The organism is Isoptericola sp. F-RaC21 (genome assembly GCF_038593535.1).
In the GTDB taxonomy this organism is placed as follows: domain Bacteria; phylum Actinomycetota; class Actinomycetes; order Actinomycetales; family Cellulomonadaceae; genus Isoptericola.
Genome location: NZ_JBCFYX010000004.1, coordinates 211,998 through 229,725 on the forward strand (window position 1 = coordinate 211,998; position 17,728 = coordinate 229,725).

The window sequence follows — 17,728 nt, forward strand, 5'->3', positions numbered from 1 at the left end:
CCCGCGAGTCAGGCGCCGGGCACGACCAGGCCGGCGTCGTACGCCCACACCACGAGCTGCACGCGGTCGCGCGCGCCGGTCTTGGTCATGATCCGGCTGAGGTGGGACTTCACCGTGCTGGGCTCGAGGAACAGGGCCGCGGCGATCTCCGCGTTCGACGACCCGCGGCACAGCAGCGCGACGATCTCCTGCTCCCGCGCCGTGAGCATGCCGGTCGCGGCCGGGTCGGCGACGACGGGGCCCCGGCGGCGCGCGAACTCGTCGATGACGCGCCGGGTGAGCGTCTGGTCCACGAGCCCGTCGCCCGCGGCGACGCGACGCACGGCGTCGACGAGCACGTCCGGCTCGGCGTCCTTGAGCAGGAACCCCGAGGCGCCCGCCTCGAGGGCGCCGAACACGTAGTCGTCGAGGTCGAACGTGCTCACCACGAGCACGGGCACCGGGTCGGCGACGCCGGGCCCGGCGAGCTCGCGCGTCGCGGCGATGCCGTCGCCGCCGGGCATGCGCACGTCCATGCACACGACGTCGGGCCGCTCGCGGCGCGCCACGCGCACGGCGTCGGCGCCGTTCGACGCCTCCCCCACGACGTCGAGCCCCTCGCTCTGCAGGATCACCGTGAACCCGGCGCGCACCACGGCCTGGTCGTCCACCAGCACCACGCGCGTCATCGGGCGCCCTGCCCGGCGCGCACCGGCCGCTCCTCGACGCCCGCGGGGCGCGGCACCGTGAGCCGCACCAGCCAGCCGCCCCCGGACGTGCGGCGCGCCGTCAGCCGCCCGCCCACGAGCTCGGCCCGCTCGGTCATGCCGATGACGCCGTGGCCGGGCCCCGCCTCCTCGGGCGCGGCGACGGCGACCGACCGGTCGGCGGGGCCGTTGCGCACGGTCAGCGCCAGCTCCTCGTCGTCGTACGCGGTCTCCACGTCCACCGCGCTGCCCGGCGCGTGCCGGCGGGCGTTGGCGAGCGACTCCTGCAGCACCCGGTACACGGTGAGCTGCACGGTCGGCGGCAGGTCGTAGGGCTCGCCGCGCCGCGTCTCCTGCACACGAGTACCCGTGCTGCGGGCGAGGTCGAGCAGCGCGGGCACGTCGGCGAGCGTCGGCTGCGGGGCCGACGGCGCGTCCTCGCCGTCGCCCGTGTCGCGCAGGATGCCGACGACGAGCCGGAGGTTCTCGAGCGTCTGGCGCCCCTGCCCCCGGATCCAGCGCAGCGACTCCCGCGCGCGCTCCGGGTCGGCATCCACCAGGCGCTCGGCGGCCGCCGCCTGCACGACGATCCCGGACAGGTGGTGCGCCGCCACGTCGTGCAGCTCGCGGGCCATGCGCCCCCGCTCCGCGAGGACGGCCTGCGCCGCGAGCGCCTCACGCTCCCGCTCGGCCTGCGCGACGCGCGCCCGCAGCTGCGCCAGCAGCTCGCGCCGGGTGCCGACGTACGCGCCGACGAGCACTGCGCCGAGGTAGACCACCAGGGCGGACACCAGCCCGCCCCACAGCTGTGTGCCGACGGGCACGCCGAGCTCGGCCGCCGTCGCCGGCCCGCCCAGCACGTACCCGAGCAGCACCTGCACGACGGCGGCGCCCGCCGCGGCGCCGAGGGCCGGGCGCCGCGGGGCGAGCACGCCCACGGAGTAGGCGGCCACGAGCGTCGCCGGCGCCTGGAAGCTCATGAACGGCGGCAGCAGCGGGGCCAGCGCGAGCTGCCCGAGGAGCACGAGCGCCAGGCACAGCATCGGGAACCGGCGCCGCAGCGTGAGCGCCATCGCCTGCCCGACGAGGACGACGCACGCCGACACCCGGGCGCCGGTGCTCATCCCGTCGATGGACGCCTGGGCGCCGAGCGACGCGCCGAGCCCCGACGACACCACCTCCAGCACCGTGAGGAACAGCGCCACGGAGAGCACCGCCACCACGGCGCCGAGGAGCGCGTCGCGGCGGGTCGGGGTCCGGACGCCGAGGGCGTCGAGCCGCCGGCGCAGCGCGTCGAGCACGGGTCCTCCGTCAGGGTCGATCGACTGTCGAGATGGGGTCGGGTCGGCACGCCCCGGGCGGCCGCCGACGGGCCCCGAGGGACGCGGTGCCCGCCCGGTCAACGCTACGCCGTGCGTGGCCGGGCGAGGCACGTCATCGCTGGTCAGGCGGTATCGATCCGATATCGGACGTGTCAGGCGAGGTCACGACGGCGGAACACGGCGCCCGCGGCGACGAGCAGCACCGCCGCCCACGCGAGCAGCCCGGCCAGCGCCGCGGCGACGCCCGTCCCGGCGCCCGCGTCCGTGGCCGCACCGAACAGCTGGGCGGCGCCCTGGCCGGCCGACGCGAGGGAGCCGAGGGTGATCGGCAGCCACGACGTCGCCGTCGTCGCGCCGCCCGTGAGGACGAGCGCGGCGGCCTGGACCATCGGTTCCACGAGGGCGAGCGCGACGACCACGACGATCGCCGCGACCTGCCCCCGCACGAGGGTACCGACGGCGAGGCCCAGCCACGACAGCAGCACCATGACCACGAGACCCCGCGCCCAGACCCCCAGCGCCTCGCCGGGGCCGATCGCCAGGCTGGCGCCGGGCGTCGTCGCGACGGCGACCACCAGCCCGACGGCGGTGACCAGGGCGAGCGCCACCCCGATCGCGAGCGCCGCGGTCGCCGTCGCGCCCGCCTTGCCGGCGAGGATCCGCAGCCGGTCGGGGACGGCGAGCGCCGTGGGCACGACGCCGCCCGTGCGGAAGTCGGTCGTGGCGGCGAGCGCGCCGAGCAGCAGCACGCACAGGGCGGTGACGCCGCTGGAACCCGACCCGGCGGGACCGTTGCCCATGAGGTCGAGCAGCCCGCGCTGCGCGGTGGCGGAGCCGAGGTCGGTGGCGGCGGCGAGCCCGGAGAGGAGCTCGCTCGTGTCCGCCGGGGACATCTGCGCCCCGACGTGGACCCCGGCGCCCGACCCGCTGAGCGCCTCCAGGGTGCGCAGCGTGCGCGGCAGCACGATCGTGAGGACCTGGGCGAGCAGCATCCCCGCGACGGCGACGGCCCCGATCACCCACGGCGTCCGGGTGGTGCGCAGCTTGAGCAGCTCGGCGCGGAAGACGGCGACGGACATCAGCGCACTCCTTCGGTGGCGGCGGTGAGGTCGAGGTAGACGTCCTCGAGGCTCCGGTCGGTGGTGACGAGCTCGGCCAGCGGGCCCGCGGCGACGACCCGCCCCTGGCCGATGACGACCAGGTCGTCCGCGACCTGTGCCACCTCGCCGAGCACGTGGCTGGCCAACAGCACGGTGCCGCCGTCGTCGGCGAAGGCGCGCAACAGCTCGCGCAGCCACCGCATCCCCGCGGGGTCGAGGCCGTTGGCCGGCTCGTCGAGCACCAGGACCTCGGGTCGACCGAGCAGCGCGGCCGCGATGCCGAGGCGCTGCTTCATGCCGAGCGAGTAGGTGCGCACGCGGCGGTCCGCGGCGGGGACCATGCCGACGGCGGCGAGCACCTCGTCCACCCGGCGGGCCGGGAGGCGCGACGCCGCGGCGAGCACCCGCAGGTGGTCGCGGCCGGTGCGGCCGGGGTGCAGGCCGCCGGCGTCCAGCAGCGCCCCGGCCACCTGCGCCGGGTGCTCCAGCTCGGCGTACCGCCGGCCGTCGAACGTCGCCGTGCCCGCGTCCGCCCGGGCCAGGCCGAGCAGCACGTGCAGCGTCGTGCTCTTGCCCGCGCCGTTGGGCCCGAGCAGGCCCACGACGCGCCCCGGCCCCGCCGTGAAGCCGACGTCGTGCACGGCCTCGAAGCCGCCGTAGGACTTGTGCAGCCCCTCGATCCGGATGGTGGTCATCCGTGTCCTCCCTCGTCGTGCCGGCGCCGTCGTCGTGCCGGTACCCCGAGCCTTCCCGGGAGGGGTGGGCCGGGTCTTGAGGCGGAGGGCGGAACCTGCGTTGGTCCTTGCGGAGGAGCCCGCGGGCGCCGGAGTCGACCGCCGGGCGAGGCCCGGCCCGCGTGCCGCCCTTGCCTCCGGTCCACGACCGCCCCATCGTGGGGCCGACGACGCCAGGCCGCCGAGTGCCTGCCCCCGACCCGAAGGAGCGCACGTGCCCGACGTCCCGGACCCCGATCAGCGGACCCCGTCGACCAGGCCGGACCTGACCACGGTGGTCTTCCTGAAGAACGAGGTGACCTCTGACCTCATCGAGGTCGGCGACTACACCTACTACGACACCGAGGGCACCCGTCCGCCGTTCGAGCAGGCGAACGTGAAGTACCTCTACGGCCCGCAGCGCCTCGTCATCGGGAAGTTCACGACGATCGGTCCCGGCGCGTCGTTCCTCATGCCCGGAGGCAACCACCCCATGGTCGGCCCCTCGACCTATCCGTTCACGATGTTCGGCGGCGCCTGGGCGTCCGCCACGCTCGAGACGTTCACGGCGCTCGACCAGCCCGGAGACACGGTCGTCGGCAACGACGTCTGGATCGGCCGCGAGGCGACCGTCATGCCCGGTGTCACCATCGGCGACGGCGCCGTCGTCGGGGCGCACAGTGTCGTCACCAAGGACGTCGAGCCGTACGCCGTGGTCGCCGGGAACCCTGCGCGGCACGTCCGCACCCGGTTCGAGCCAGCGGACGTGCAGCGGCTGCTGGCCGTGCGGTGGTGGGACTGGCCGGTCGCGACGATCACGCAGCACGCCGCCACGATCATGGCGGGCACGCCCGAGGAGCTCGCGGCCGTCGTCGCCGGCTGAACCCTCGACGCTGTCCAGCGCCCCGCTGGACCGCCGCCTCCGGCCTCCCTGTGGAGGAGCGGGCGACCGTGTCGGCGCTGCCCCGTAACCTGGCCGACGTGCTGCACGTCCACCGGTCCGAGCGCTCCGACGCGCTGGTCGCTCCCCTCGCCGACGTGCTCGCCGAGCCTCCGGACGACCCGTTCACGCCCGACGTCGTCGCGGTGCCCACCCGCGGCATCGAGCGGTGGCTGGCGCAGCGGCTGTCGCACCGGCTCGGGGTGGACGGCCCGTCGGGCGCGGGCGTCTGCGCCAACGTGGACTTCTCCTCGCCGTCGCGGCTGGTCGCGTCCGCCGTGACGGCGGTGACCGGCGTCGAGCCCGACGACGACCCGTGGCGCCGCGCGCGGCTCGTGTGGCCGGTGCTGGAGACGATCGACGCGTCGCTGGGCGAGGCGTGGGCGGCGCCCCTCGCGCAGTACGTCGGGGACGCGGACGACGGCCTGCGCCGCTCGCGCCGCGTGGCCCTCGCGCAGCGGGTGGCCGAGCTGTTCGCCGCGTACGCGCAGCAGCGGCCGGGCCTGCTGACCGCGTGGCACGAGGGCCGCGACGACGACGCGCCCGCCGACCTGGCGTGGCAGCCGCGGCTGTGGCGGCGGGTGCGGGAGCGCGTGGACGCGCCCGGGCCGGCGGAGGTGCTGACCGCCGCCGTCGCGGGGCTGCGCGCCGACCCGGACGCCGTCGACCTGCCGGCGCGGCTGTCCGTGTTCGGCCCCACCCGCCTGCCGGAGGACCAGCTGCGGGTGCTGCGGGCGCTCGCGCTGCACCGCGACGTCCACCTGTGGCTGCCGCACCCGTCGCCCGCGCTGTGGGCGTCCGTCGAGGCGCTGGCGGCCGACGGTGCGGTGACCGGGCCGCGTCGTGACGACCTGCCCCCGGCCGCCCGCCACGCCCTGCTCGCCTCCACGGCACGCGACTCGGTCGAGCTGCAGCTGCGGCTGTCCGGTGCGGTCGAGCGAGACGGTGGGGACGACGGTGGGGACGACGACGCGCGACCGGAGGTCCGCGTCGTCGCGCACCCCGCGCCGACTCCCCCGGACACCCTGCTCGGGTCGCTCCAGGCCGTGCTGCGGACGGACGACCCGGACGCGGCGCCGCGCGCGGTCGACCCCGCCGACCGCAGCGTGCAGGTGCACGCGTGCCACGGGCGCGCGCGGCAGGTCGAGGTACTGCGCGAGGTGCTCACCGGGCTGTTCGCGGCCGACCCGACCCTGGAGCCGCGCGACGTCATCGTCATGTGCCCCGACGTCGAGTCGTTCGCGCCGCTGGTGACGGCGACGTTCGGCGCCGCGCCCGACGGCGTCACGCAGGTGCACCCGGGCCAGCGGCTGCGCGTCAGCCTGGCCGACCGCGGGCCGGGCGTCGTCAACCCCGTGCTCGGCGTGCTGGCCACCCTGCTGCGGCTCGCCGACGGCAGGGTCACGGCGTCCGAGGTGCTCGACCTGGCCACGACCGCACCGGTGCGCCGCCGGTTCCGGCTCTCCGACGACGACCTCGACCGCTGGCGCGACTGGGCCGTCGAGGTGGGCGTGCGCTGGGGCGAGGACGGGTCGCGACGTGCGCGCTTCGGCATCGACCCGCGGGTGCGGCAGGGCACCTGGGACGCCGCCCTGGACCGCGTGCTGCTGGGCGTGGCGATGGCCGAGGAGGACTCCCGGTTCGTGGGCCCGGCGCTGCCGCTGGACGACGTCGGCTCCACCGACGTGGACGTCGCGGGCCGGTTCGCCGAGCTGGTGTCCCGGCTCACGGGGCTGCTCGCCGACCTGGCCGGCACCCACCCGCTGGAGCACTGGCTCGACACGCTCGACCGGGCCGTCACGCTGCTCACCGACCCGGCCCCGGACGACGCCTGGCAGTCCGTGCAGGCGCACCGGGTGCTGGGCGACGTGCGGGCCGCGGGCGCCGGCCGGGACGCCGCGGGCGACGGGCTGCGGCTGGAGGACGTGCGCGCCCTGCTCGCCGACCGTCTCGCCGGCCGCCCCACCCGCGCGGGCTTCCGCACGGGCGCGCTCACCGTGTGCTCGCTGGAGCCGATGCGCGCCGTGCCGCACCGGGTGGTGTGCCTGCTCGGCATGGAGGACGGCGCCTTCCCCCGCTCGGCCACGCCCGACGGCGACGACCTGCTCGCGCGCGATCCCCTGCTGGGCGAGCGGGACCGCCGCAGCGAGGACCGGCAGATCTTCCTCGACGCGCTCACCGCCGCCCGCGAGCACCTCGTGGTGCTGCACTCGGGCGCGGACGAGCGGACCGGCGCCGGCCGGCCGCCCGCCGTGCCCGTCGCGGAGCTGCTCGACGCGCTCGACCGGGTCGGCACGGCCGCCGACGGCGGCCCCGTGCGGCGGCAGGTCGTGGTGCGCCACCCGCTGCAGGTGGTGGGCGAGCGCAACTTCGAGCGCGGCGCCCTGGGCGCCCCCGGGCCGTTCAGCTTCGACACCGCGGCGTTCCGCGGGGCGGAGGCCGGCCGCGGCGACCGCGTCGAGCCGGGGCTCCTCGTGCCCGAGCCGCTCGCGCTCGACGTCCCCGCCCCGACGGAGGTGGACCTCGACGACCTCGTCGCGATGCTGGAGCACCCCGTGCGCTGGTTCCTGCGGACCACGCTCGACGTCCGCGTGGCGCAGGACGAGGACGAGGTGGACGACCGCCTCCCCCTGACGATGCCGCCGCTCGCGGCGTGGGGCGCCGGCGACCGCATCCTCACCGCGGTGCTCGGCGGCACCGACCCCGGTCGCGCGTTCCAGGCGGAGTGGCGCCGGGGGCAGGCGCCGCCGCGCGAGCTCGGCCGCACCGCGCTGCGCGACGTCGTCGAGCGGGTGCAACCGGTGGAGACCATGGCGCGGCAGGTGCGCGCCGACCTGGCCGCGCGCGCCGTGGACGTGTCCGCCGCGCTGCCCTCCGGCGTCCTCGTCACCGGGACGGTGCCGGGCGTGCACGGCGGCCGCGTGGTGCGCGCCGAGTACTCCAAGCTGGGCCCCAAGCACCGCCTGCGCGCCTGGGTGCAGACGCTCGCGCTCGCGGCGTCGGGCGGCGACGGCGGCCTGCCCGAGGGCCAGCAGTGGCACGCGGGGACGGTCGGCCGCGCCCCGGGCCGCGGCGCCAAGGCCGCGTGGAGCCTGATCCAGTCCCCGGACCCGGACGAGGCCGGCCGCCTCCTCGACGACCTCGTCGCGCTGCGCGCCGCGGCCGTCCGCGCGCCCCTCCCCCTGCCCCCGGACGCCGCGCACGCCTACGCGGTCTCGCGCGGCGGCGGCACGGGCGACCCGGGCCAGGCCATGAGCGAGGCCCGGTACACCTGGAACGGCGGCTTCGAGAAGTCCGACCCCTACCACGTCATGGTCTGGGGGGACGGCACCTCGTTCGACGCGATCGCGGGCGCCCCGGACGACGACGACCGGCGCCGGTTCCCCGAGGAACCCTGCCGGCTGGGCGCACTCGCCCGCAGGGTGTGGGACCCGTTGCTGGCGCACGAGCAGAAGGGCACCTCATGACGGGCGGGACGACGGGGCTCGACACCGACGCGGCGGAGGGTCTGGCGGGCGCCCCGGATCGACCCGTCTTCGACGTCTGCGGCCCGCTGCCGGAGGGCACCACCGTGCTGGAGGCGAGCGCCGGCACCGGCAAGACGTTCACGATCGCGGCGCTCGCGACGCGGTTCGTCGCCGAGGGCCGCGCCGAGCTGCGCGAGCTCATGCTCGTCACGTTCGGCCGGGCGGCGACCTCCGAGCTGCGCGACCGCGTGCGCGAACGCCTGGTGAGCGCGGAGCGGGCGCTGCGCGGGCCGGACCCGGCGTCCAGCGACGACCCGGTGGTCGCGCTGCTCGCCGACGTCGACGCCGACGAGCTGGGCCGCCGCCGCGACCGCCTCGCGGCGGCCCTCTCGCAGCTCGACGCCGCGACGATCACGACCACGCACGGCTTCTGCCAGCAGATGCTCACGTCGCTCGGCATCGCGGCGGACGTCGACCCGGCCGCGACGTTCGTCGCCGACGTCGCCGACCTGGCCCGCGAGGTGTCCGACGACCTGTACGTGCGCCGCTTCGCGGACGAGGCACACCCCGCGCTGACCCCCTCGATGGCGGCCGACCTGGGTCGCGCGGCGGTCAGCGACCACCAGGCCTGTGTCGAACCCGCCGAGCCGGGCGGCGGCACGACGTCCACACCCTCCCCGTCCACGCCGGGTGCGCTGCGCCAGGCGGTCGCGCTCGAGACCCGCACCGAGGTGGTGCGGCGCAAGCGCGCGCAGCACCTCATGGACTACGACGACCTGCTGGTCATGCTGCGCGACGCGCTCGCCGACCCGGTGCACGGCCCCACCGCGGCGGGCCGGGTGCGCTCCCGGTTCCGCGTCGTCATGGTCGACGAGTTCCAGGACACCGATCCGGTGCAGTGGGAGATCCTGCGCACGGCCTTCCACGGGCACCGCACGCTCGTGCTCATCGGCGACCCGAAGCAGGCGATCTACGCCTTCCGCGGCGCCGACGTCGTGGCGTACCTCGACGCGCAGCGGGACGCCACGGCCGTCGCGACGCTCGGCACCAGCTGGCGCAGCGACGAGCCCCTGCTGCGCGCCCTCGACACCGTGCTGGGTGGTGCGGCGCTGGGCGACGAGCGGATCGTCGTGCGGCCGGTCGACGCCGCGCACGGCGGCCCGCGGTTCGACGGCGGCGCGCCGCTGCGGCTGCGGCAGGTGACCCGCGCGGCGCTCGGGATGGCCCCCGGCGAGACGCCGCCGGTCGGGCCGCCGCGCCAGCTCGTGGCCGCCGACGTCGCGGCCGACATCGCCGCACGCCTGGGCCGCGACCGGCTCCTGGACCCCACCCCACCGGTGGTTGAGCCTGTCGAATCCCGGTCCGACGAGCACCAGGTCGCGAGCTGGCGACCGCTCGAGCCGCGCGACGTCGCCGTGCTCACGCGGACGAACGCGCAGGCCGAGGCGGTGCGGTCCGAGCTCACGAAGCGCGGCGTGCCCGCCGTCGTCTCGGGCCTGTCGAGCGTGTTCGCGACGCCGTCCGCCCGCGACTGGCTGACGCTGCTCGCCGCGCTGGAGCAGCCCGGGGCGCACGGGCGGGCCGCGGCGCTGGCCCTGACGCCGTTCGTCGGCTGGGACGCCCAGCGGCTCGCGACCGCCGACGACGCCGCGCACGACGCCCTCGCCGACACCGTGCGCCGCTGGTCGCGGCTGCTGTGGTCGCGCGGGGTGGCGGCGCTGCAGGAGGCCGTCACCCGCGACGGCCTGCCCGAGCGGCTGATGGGCACCAGCACGGGCGAGCGCCGGCTCACCGACCTGCGGCACGTCGGCGAGGTGCTGCACGTCGCCGCGGTCACGGAGGGTCTGGGCGCGTCCGCGCTCACGGCGTGGCTGGGGCGGCGCATCCGCGAGGCCGCGCAGGACTACGACGAGGAGCGCAGCCGCCGCCTCGAGACGGACGCCGCGGCCGTGCAGGTCGTGACCGTGCACGCGAGCAAGGGCCTCGAGTTCGGCGTGGTGTACGTGCCGTTCGCGTGGGACCGGTTCGAGCCGCGCCAGCCCGACGTGCTGCGGTTCCACGCCGGCGACGGGCGCCGCGTCCTGCACGTGGGCGGCCCGGGCTCCTTCGGGTACGACGCCGCCCTGGAGCGGCACCGCCGCGAGGAGGGCGGCGAGGACCTGCGGCTGCTCTACGTGGCCCTGACCCGCGCCCGGCACCAGGTGGTGGCGCACTGGGCGCCGTCCAAGGCGAACTCCGCGAAGGCCGGCCTGACGCGCGTCGTGCTGAGCGACCGCACGCTCGGCGGCGAGCCCGCGCCCCACGCCTCGCAGCAGGCGATGCGCGACGACGCCGTCCGCGCGTCGCTCGGGGAGCTCGCGCAGCGCTCCGCGGGCACGATCGCCGTCGAGGAGGTGCCGGCCACTCCGTCGCCCGAGCGCTGGCGGCCACCCGCCACGGCGGAGCCGGACCTCGACGTCGCGCACCTCGACCGCGTGCCCGACCCGACGTGGCGGCGCGCGTCGTACTCCGCGCTCACGGCCGCCGCGCACGGCGGGCCGCCGAATGGGTTCGCGGCCGGGATCGCGGCGACTGCGGCCGCCCCCACGCCCGGCGGTGTCGAGTCCGAGCCCGAGGGCGGCGGCGTCCAGGACGAGCCGGCCGAGGCGGCACCCGCCGCGGTGCGCCCGGCGGGCGCGGACGCCGGCCCCGAGGGCGCGCCGGGGTCCGACCTGCCGTCCCCGATGTCGGGGCTGCCCGCGGGCACGGGCTTCGGCACGCTGGTGCACGAGGTGCTGGAGTACGCGGACACCGCGGCCCCGGACCTGGACGCCGAGCTGCTCGCGCGGTGCGCGGCCGCGGCGACCACGCGGGTGCCGGGCACCGACCCGGCGGAGCTGGCCGCGGCGCTCGGCGTCGTCGCCCGCACGCCCCTCGGGCCGCTCGCCGCCGGGCGCACGCTCGCCGACGTCACGCCGCGCGACCGGCTCGCGGAGCTGGAGTTCGAGCTCCCGCTCGCCGGGGGCGACGGGGACTCGGGCGCCGGCGCCCCCGGGACGACGTCCGAGGGCGCCACCCTGGCCTCGATCGCCGCGCTGCTGAGCCGCTACCTCGGCGACGACGACGCGTTCGCCGGCTACCCCGCGGCGCTCGCCGAGCTCGCGGCGGCCGACCCCGCCGCCCGGCCGCTGCGCGGCTACCTCACCGGGTCGATCGACGCGGTGCTGCGCGTGCCCGGCGACGACGGCGCCCCGCGCTTCCTCGTCGTCGACTACAAGACGAACCGCCTGGGCACGTTCGACACCCCGCTCACCGCGCACGACTACCGGCCCGAGGCCACAGTCGAGGCGATGCTGCACGCCCACTACCCGCTGCAGCTCGTGCTCTACCTCGTGGCGCTGCACCGCTATCTCGCGTGGCGGCTGCCGGGCTACGACCCCGACGTGCACCTGGGCGGCGGGCTGTACCTGTTCGTCCGCGGCATGTGCGGCCCGGCCACGCCCACGGGCGCCGACGGCGCGCCGTACGGCGTCTTGTCGTGGACCCCGCCGCGCGGGCTCGTGCCCGCCCTGTCCGCGCTGCTCGACGGAGGCGACGCATGACCGACACCGCCACCCTCCCCGCCGACGGCGACGTCCGGGTCGCCGTCGACGCGCCCGGCCTGCTGCGGGAGTTCAACGCCGCCGGGCTGGTCGCGGCGACGGACGTGCACGTCGCGACCCGGCTCGGCCGGCTCACCGGCGAGGACGACCCGACGGTGCTGCTCGCCGTCGCGCTCGCGGTGCGCGCGCTGCGCGGCGGGTCGGTGTGCGTGCGGCTCGACGACGCGGCGGAGCTCGCCGCGCTCGCCCTGCCCGAGGACGCCGATCGGGGCGACGCCCTCGCCGACGGCGCCGCGGCCGCCCCGCCGTGGCCGGACCACGCCGCCTGGGTCCGGGCGATCGAGGCCAGCCCGCTCGTGGCGCAGGGGGCGGGCGGCCCCGACGACCGGCCCGCCCGTTGGGTGGGCGGCCGCCTGTACCTGGACCGCTACTGGCGCGACGAGCTCACCGTGCGCCGGCTGGTCGACGCACGGCTCCAGGCGCCGCCGCTCGCGCCGCCGGCCGTGGACCGGTTGGAGTCGGCGCTGTCCCGGCTGTTCCCCGCGGCGGGCGACGTGCGCCAGCGGCTGGCCGCCGCGCACGCCGCCGGCCGCCGGCTCACGGTGCTCACCGGCGGGCCGGGCACGGGCAAGACGACCACGGTCGCCCGGCTGCTCGCCGTCCTGCAGGACGTCGCGGGCGAACCCGCCCTGCGCGTCGCGCTCGCCGCGCCGACCGGCAAGGCAGCCGCCCGCCTGCAGGAGGCGGTGCGCGACGTCGTCGCCGCCCTCCCCACCGAGGACCGGGAGCGCACCGGCCGGCCGGAGGCGACGACCGTCCACCGGCTGCTCGGCTACCGCAGCGCCACCCGGTTCCGGCACCACGCGGGCCACCACCTGCCGCACGACGTGGTCGTGGTCGACGAGACCTCGATGGTGCCGCTGTCGCTGATGGCGCGGCTGCTGGAGGCGCTGCGCCCCGACGCCCGGCTCGTGCTGGTCGGCGACCCGGACCAGCTCGCGTCCGTCGAGGCCGGCGCCGTCCTGGGCGACCTGGTAGCGCGCCCGCCGGTCGTCGACGACCCGGCCGAGCACGTCACGACGACCCCGGCCGCCGAGCCCGTCGCGGCCCCCGACGCGGCGGCCGGCTCGACCAGCGAGTCGCTGGCCAACGGCGTCGTGCGGCTGGTCACGGTGCACCGCCAGGGCTCCGACTCGGCGATCCTGCCGCTCGCGGCCGCGATCCGCGACGGTGACGCCGACGCGGTGCTCGACGTCCTGCGCGCCGGCACCGGCGGGGTCGAGCTGGTGGAGGCGGACACCGAGCGCCTCGACGAGCACGCGGTGCGGGGGCTGCACGACGACGCGGTCGACGCGGGCCGGCGGCTCGTGGCCGCGTCTCGCGCGGGCGACGCGGCGGGCGCGCTCGAGGCGCTGAACGCGCACCGCGTCATGGTGGCCCACCGGCGCGGCCCCGTCGGGGTGGCGCGCTGGGCGGCGCAGGTCGAGGGGTGGGTGGAGGACGCCACGGCCGACCGCGCCCTCCCCACGGCCGTCGCGGGGTCGCCGTGGGTCGTCGGCCGTCCCCTGCTCGTCACGAGCAACGACGCCGACGTCGGCCTGTACAACGGCGACACCGGGGTGCTCGTCGCCGAGGGGGACCCCGCCGACGGGGCGGTGGTCGCGGTGTTCGGCGACCCGCGCTCCCCGCTGCGGGTGCGCACCCACCGGCTGCCGCCGGTCGAGACCGTGCACGCGATGACGGTGCACCGCGCGCAGGGCAGCCAGTTCCGCCGGGTCTCCCTGGTGCTGCCGCCGCCAGCGTCGCCCCTGCTCACCCGCGAGCTCCTGTACACGGCGGTGACCCGCGCGCAGGAGTTCGTCCGCGTCGTCGGCACCGCCGACGCCGTGCGCGCCGCCGTCGCGCACCCCGTCCGCCGCGCGAGCGGCCTCCGCGACCCCCTCCCCTGATGCTGTGAGCGGGCGTTCGGCCCCGTTGAACGCCGGAACAGGGCCAAACGCCCGCTCACCACGGAATAGGAGTCCCCGCCCCGAGAGTTGTCCCAGGCGATGAACGCCGACGCCCCCACCCCCGCGCCCACCGCACCGACCACCCCGCGCCTGTCGGTGCTGGACCTCGTCCCGGTCCGCACCGACCAGTCCAGCCCCCAGGCGCTGGCGGCGTCGCTCGCGCTGGTGCGCCGGGCCGACGAGCTGGGCTTCGAGCGGTACTGGTTCGCCGAGCACCACAACATGCCCGCCGTCGCGGCCTCGACGCCGCCGGTGATGATCGCGGCGGCGGTCGCCGCCACGGAGCGCATCCGGGTCGGCTCGGGCGGCGTCATGCTGCCGAACCACGCGCCGCTCGTGGTCGCGGAGCAGTTCGCCGCGCTCGAGGCGCTCGCGCCGGGGCGCGTCGACCTCGGCATCGGACGCGCCCCGGGCTCCGACCCCGTCGTCACCGCGCTGCTGCGTCAGTCCGGCCCGACGTCGGACGTCGAGCGGTTCCCGCAGCATGTGCGCGACATCCTCGCCCTGATGAGCCCCGACGGCGCCGCGCTGCGCCTCGGCGACGGCAACCTCTACGACGTGCACGCCACGCCCGCCGCCGACGGCGCGCCGACCGTGTGGCTGCTCGGTTCCAGCGACTACTCCGCCCGCCTCGCGGCAGAGGTGGGCCTGCCGTACGTGTTCGCGAACCACTTCTCGGGCGCGGGCATCGAGCAGGTGCTCGCGCTCTACCGCGACAACTACCGGCCCAGCCCCGCCCACCCGGAGCCGCAGACGTTCCTCACCGCGAACGTCGTCGTCGCGCCCACCGCCGTCGAGGCGCACGAGCGCTCGCTGCCGCAGCTGCGGTCGATGGCGCGGCTGCGCACCGGCAAGCCGATGGGCCGCGCAGAGACGGTGGAGCAGGCCGCCGCCGAGCCCCTGGACCCGATGGCCGAGCAGATCGTCGCCGACATGCGCTCGCGCTGGGTGGTCGGCGAGCCGCACCAGGCGGCGGCCCAGCTCCGCGACCTCGCCACCCGGCACGGCGTGGACGAGGTCATGATCGTGCCCGTCGCCGGCTCCTACGAGTCCGAGCCGCTGGACGCCACGCCCGGCCGAGTCCGCACGCTCGAGCTGCTCGCCGAGGCTCTCGCATCCTGACGTCGCGGCTGACGGACCCCGAGAGAGGCACGCATCGATGACCGACGTGACCGTCGTCCGCGCGGACAACCCCGGCCCGATGACGCTGGACGGCACGCGCTCGTACGTGCTGCGCGCGCCGGGCGCCACGGGCGCCGTCGTCGTCGACCCGGGGCCCGACGACGGGCGGCACCTCGCCGCGCTGGCCGCGGCCGGGCCGGTGGAGATCGTGCTGATCACGCACCGGCACGCCGACCACACGGCGGGATCGCGCCGGCTGCGCGAGCTCACCGGCGCCCCGGTGCGCGCCGCCGACCCGGCCCACTGCCACGGCGGTGAGCCCCTGCGCGACGGCGAGCGGATCGAGGCCGCCGGGGTGCAGATCGACGTGCTCGCCACCCCGGGGCACACGGCCGACTCGGTGTCGTTCGTCGTGACGACACCGGGCGCGGCGCCCACGGTGCTCACCGGCGACACGGTGCTGGGCCGCGGCACCACGGTCATCGCCGAGCCGGACGGGTCGCTGCGCGACTACCTCGCCAGCCTGGACGCGCTGGAGCGGGTGGGCGACGGGCGGCTCGGGCTGCCCGCGCACGGCCCGGCGCTCGACGACCTGGGCGACGCCGTGCGTGCCTATCGCGCCCACCGCCTGGAACGCCTGGCGCAGGTCCACCGGGCCCTGGAGGCGCTCGGCATCGGCCCGGACGACGCGGGCACCGCGGACGCCGTGGTCGCGCACGTCTACGCGGACGTGGACCCGTCGGTGCGGCGCGCCGCGCGGCAGTCCGTCGTCGCGCAGCTCGCGTACCTGCGCGACGAGCCCGCCTGACCCTCGCGGGCCTCGGGCGCGTGTCGGCGGCCCGGGGCACGATGGCGTGATGACGGTCACCCCTGTCCCCCGCCCGGAAGCCCGTCCCGCCGTCCGGCTCGGCGTCGCCTTCGTCCCGACGATGACGCCGGAGTCGCTGCGCTCGCTCGCCACCGCCGTCGAGGCCGCCGGACTCGACGACCTGTGGGTGTGGGAGGACTGCTTCAAGCAGAGCGGCCTCGCCTCGGCCGCGGCGGCGCTCGCCTGGACGGAACGCGTCCGGGTGGGGCTCGGCCTCCTGCCCGCGCCGCTGCGCAGCACCGCCGTGACGGCGATGGAGATCGCCACGCTCGGGCGCATGTTCCCGGGCCGCTTCGTGCCGGCCGTGGGCCACGGCGTGCAGACCTGGATGGAGCAGGCGGGCGTGCGGGTGAAGTCGCCCCTCACGCTGCTGCGCGAGCACACCGGCGCGCTGCGGCGCCTCCTCGCGGGCGAGGAGGTATCGACGTCGGGCCGCTACGTGACCCTCGACCGCGTCCGCCTCGACTGGCCGGCGCCGCAGGTGCCGCTGGTGCTGGGCGGCGTCGGCCCTCGCTCGATCGCGCTGGCGGGCGAGCTGGGCGACGGCGTGATCCTCGCCAACGCGCTCACGCCCGACGACGTGCGCGCGGCCGCGGAGACGGCCGGCGCCGCGGCACAGTCCGCCGGCCGGCCCGCCCCAGGGGTCTACGCCACGCTCATCGCCGCCACCGGCGACGGAGCGCAGCAGCGGCTCGACGCCGAGCTCCCGCTGTGGGGCGCCGGGCCCGGGCGCGGCATCGGGGCGGCCGGGGACGCGCGCGCCATCGCCGACGGCGTGCTCCGCCTGGCCGCCGCCGGGGCCTCCGCCGTCTCCGTGCAGCCCACCGCCGACGAGCCCGACCTCGCCGGGTTCGTCGAGCTGCTCGGCCGCGAGGTGCGCCCGCTGCTCGACCAGGCATGACCCACCTGCACGACCGACGCTGCACGACCCACCCTGCACGACCCACCCGAGGAGCAGAGCATGGACTGGAAGATCGAGCTGATCCACGTGCCCGTGAGCGACGTGGACCGGGCGAAGGAGTTCTACGAGCGCGTCGGCTTCCACCCCGACCACGACCAGCAGGTGAACGACGACCTGCGGTTCGTGCAGATGACGCCGCCCGGATCGGCGTGCTCCATCGCGTTCGGCACCGGCCTGGGCGGCACCCTGCCGCCGGGCCGTCTCGACGTCATCCAGGTGGTCGTGCCCGACGCCGACGAGGCGCTGGCGCACCTGCGGAGCGTGGGCGTCGAGGCCGAGGGCGTCGACGACCAGCCGTGGGGCCGGTTCGTCACGTTCGCCGACCCGGACGGCAACTCCTGGACCCTGCAGCAGCTGCCCGCCTGGTCCGCCGGAGCCGCCGGTTGAGCCCGTCGAAGCCCGGTCGCGGGAATTCGACGGGCGCGATCACCGAGGGCGGATAGCATCCCGGGGTGACCACGCCATCAGATGATCCGTACCGCCGCCCGGACCTGCCGGCAGAGCCGCCGGTGAGTGGCAGCAGCCCGAGCGACCAGCCGTGGGACCAGCAGTCGTCCGCCGTCGTGCCGTCATCGCCGCCCCCGGTCCCCTACCCGCAGCAGCCACCCGCCCAGCCGCCCGCCCCGTATGCGCACCAGCCCTACCCGGCGTACCCGCAGCCGGCATCGGCCAGCAGCGGCCTCTACCTCGCCGCCGCGGTGCTCAACTGGGTCGTCCTGGCGATCACGGTGGTCTCGACCCTCGGCCTCGGGATCATCGCCGCTGCATGGATGATCCCGATGACGGTCATGATCCACAAGGGCGCGAAGGACGGGTACAAGCACACCGCCCTCGCGGTGTGCACGCTGCTGTTCTGCGGACTGATCGCCGGCATCCTCATGCTCGTCGACGAAGGCAACCGCCGCCCCAAGCCGCTGGCGTGAGCGCCCCACCCGCTGGTTGAGCCTGTCGAAACCCCG

13 protein-coding genes are annotated in these 17,728 nt (G+C 77.1%); 9 read left to right on the top strand and 4 right to left on the bottom strand.

Going from position 1 to position 17,728, the window contains the following annotated elements; all coding sequences use genetic code 11:
* Positions 1-8: 8 nt before the first annotated feature.
* From AAG589_RS15800 to AAG589_RS15815, 4 genes are all read right to left on the bottom strand, one after another.
* On the bottom strand, positions 9-668 hold the full coding sequence (locus AAG589_RS15800; RefSeq protein WP_430568230.1) for a response regulator transcription factor: 660 nt from the start codon (positions 666-668) through the stop codon (positions 9-11).
* Positions 665-1,987 carry a sensor histidine kinase gene (locus AAG589_RS15805; protein ID WP_430568231.1) on the bottom strand — a complete coding sequence of 441 codons (1,323 nt, stop codon included), beginning with the start codon at positions 1,985-1,987 and terminating at the stop codon, positions 665-667. The genes AAG589_RS15800 and AAG589_RS15805 overlap by 4 nt, the downstream gene beginning before the upstream one ends.
* A 173-nt stretch (positions 1,988-2,160) precedes the next feature.
* Positions 2,161-3,087, bottom strand: coding sequence for a hypothetical protein (locus AAG589_RS15810; protein WP_430568232.1), 927 nt, complete (start codon positions 3,085-3,087; stop codon positions 2,161-2,163).
* The gene (locus tag AAG589_RS15815; RefSeq protein ID WP_430568233.1) at positions 3,087-3,803 is read right to left on the bottom strand and encodes an ABC transporter ATP-binding protein; all 717 of its coding nucleotides are present in this window, start codon (positions 3,801-3,803) and stop codon (positions 3,087-3,089) included. Before AAG589_RS15815 ends, AAG589_RS15810 begins: the two co-directional genes overlap by 1 nt.
* 253 nt (positions 3,804-4,056) lie before the next feature.
* Between AAG589_RS15815 and AAG589_RS15820 the strand changes: the two genes are divergently transcribed.
* The 9 genes from AAG589_RS15820 to AAG589_RS15860 all read left to right on the top strand — a co-directional run bounded on the left by AAG589_RS15820 (position 4,057) and on the right by AAG589_RS15860 (position 17,692).
* Positions 4,057-4,704 (top strand): CatB-related O-acetyltransferase, encoded by a 648-nt coding sequence (locus AAG589_RS15820; RefSeq protein ID WP_430568234.1) that lies wholly within the window; start codon positions 4,057-4,059, stop codon positions 4,702-4,704.
* A 98-nt stretch (positions 4,705-4,802) separates the two neighbouring features.
* A complete protein-coding gene (recC, locus tag AAG589_RS15825) occupies positions 4,803-8,228 on the top strand; it encodes an exodeoxyribonuclease V subunit gamma (RefSeq protein WP_430568235.1) in 3,426 nt (1,141 codons plus the stop codon).
* A complete protein-coding gene (locus AAG589_RS15830) occupies positions 8,225-11,809 on the top strand; it encodes a UvrD-helicase domain-containing protein (protein WP_430568236.1) in 3,585 nt (1,194 codons plus the stop codon). Before recC ends, AAG589_RS15830 begins: the two co-directional genes overlap by 4 nt.
* Complete coding sequence (gene recD, locus AAG589_RS15835; RefSeq protein WP_430568237.1) at positions 11,806-13,758, top strand: exodeoxyribonuclease V subunit alpha; 1,953 nt, start codon at positions 11,806-11,808, stop codon at positions 13,756-13,758. The genes AAG589_RS15830 and recD overlap by 4 nt, the downstream gene beginning before the upstream one ends.
* 99 nt (positions 13,759-13,857) lie before the next feature.
* Positions 13,858-14,940, top strand: coding sequence for an LLM class flavin-dependent oxidoreductase (locus AAG589_RS15840; protein ID WP_430568238.1), 1,083 nt, complete (start codon positions 13,858-13,860; stop codon positions 14,938-14,940).
* Between the two features lie 37 nt (positions 14,941-14,977).
* The gene (locus AAG589_RS15845) at positions 14,978-15,748 is read left to right on the top strand and encodes an MBL fold metallo-hydrolase (RefSeq protein WP_430568239.1); all 771 of its coding nucleotides are present in this window, start codon (positions 14,978-14,980) and stop codon (positions 15,746-15,748) included.
* Positions 15,749-15,797: 49 nt separating this feature from the next.
* Positions 15,798-16,709 (top strand): LLM class flavin-dependent oxidoreductase, encoded by a 912-nt coding sequence (locus AAG589_RS15850; protein WP_430568240.1) that lies wholly within the window; start codon positions 15,798-15,800, stop codon positions 16,707-16,709.
* Between the two features lie 60 nt (positions 16,710-16,769).
* Positions 16,770-17,156, top strand: coding sequence for a VOC family protein (locus AAG589_RS15855; protein ID WP_430568241.1), 387 nt, complete (start codon positions 16,770-16,772; stop codon positions 17,154-17,156).
* Positions 17,157-17,221: 65 nt separating this feature from the next.
* Entirely contained in the window at positions 17,222-17,692 is a 471-nt protein-coding gene (locus AAG589_RS15860) for a hypothetical protein (RefSeq protein WP_430568242.1), read from the top strand.
* The last annotated feature ends 36 nt before the right edge of the window (positions 17,693-17,728 follow it).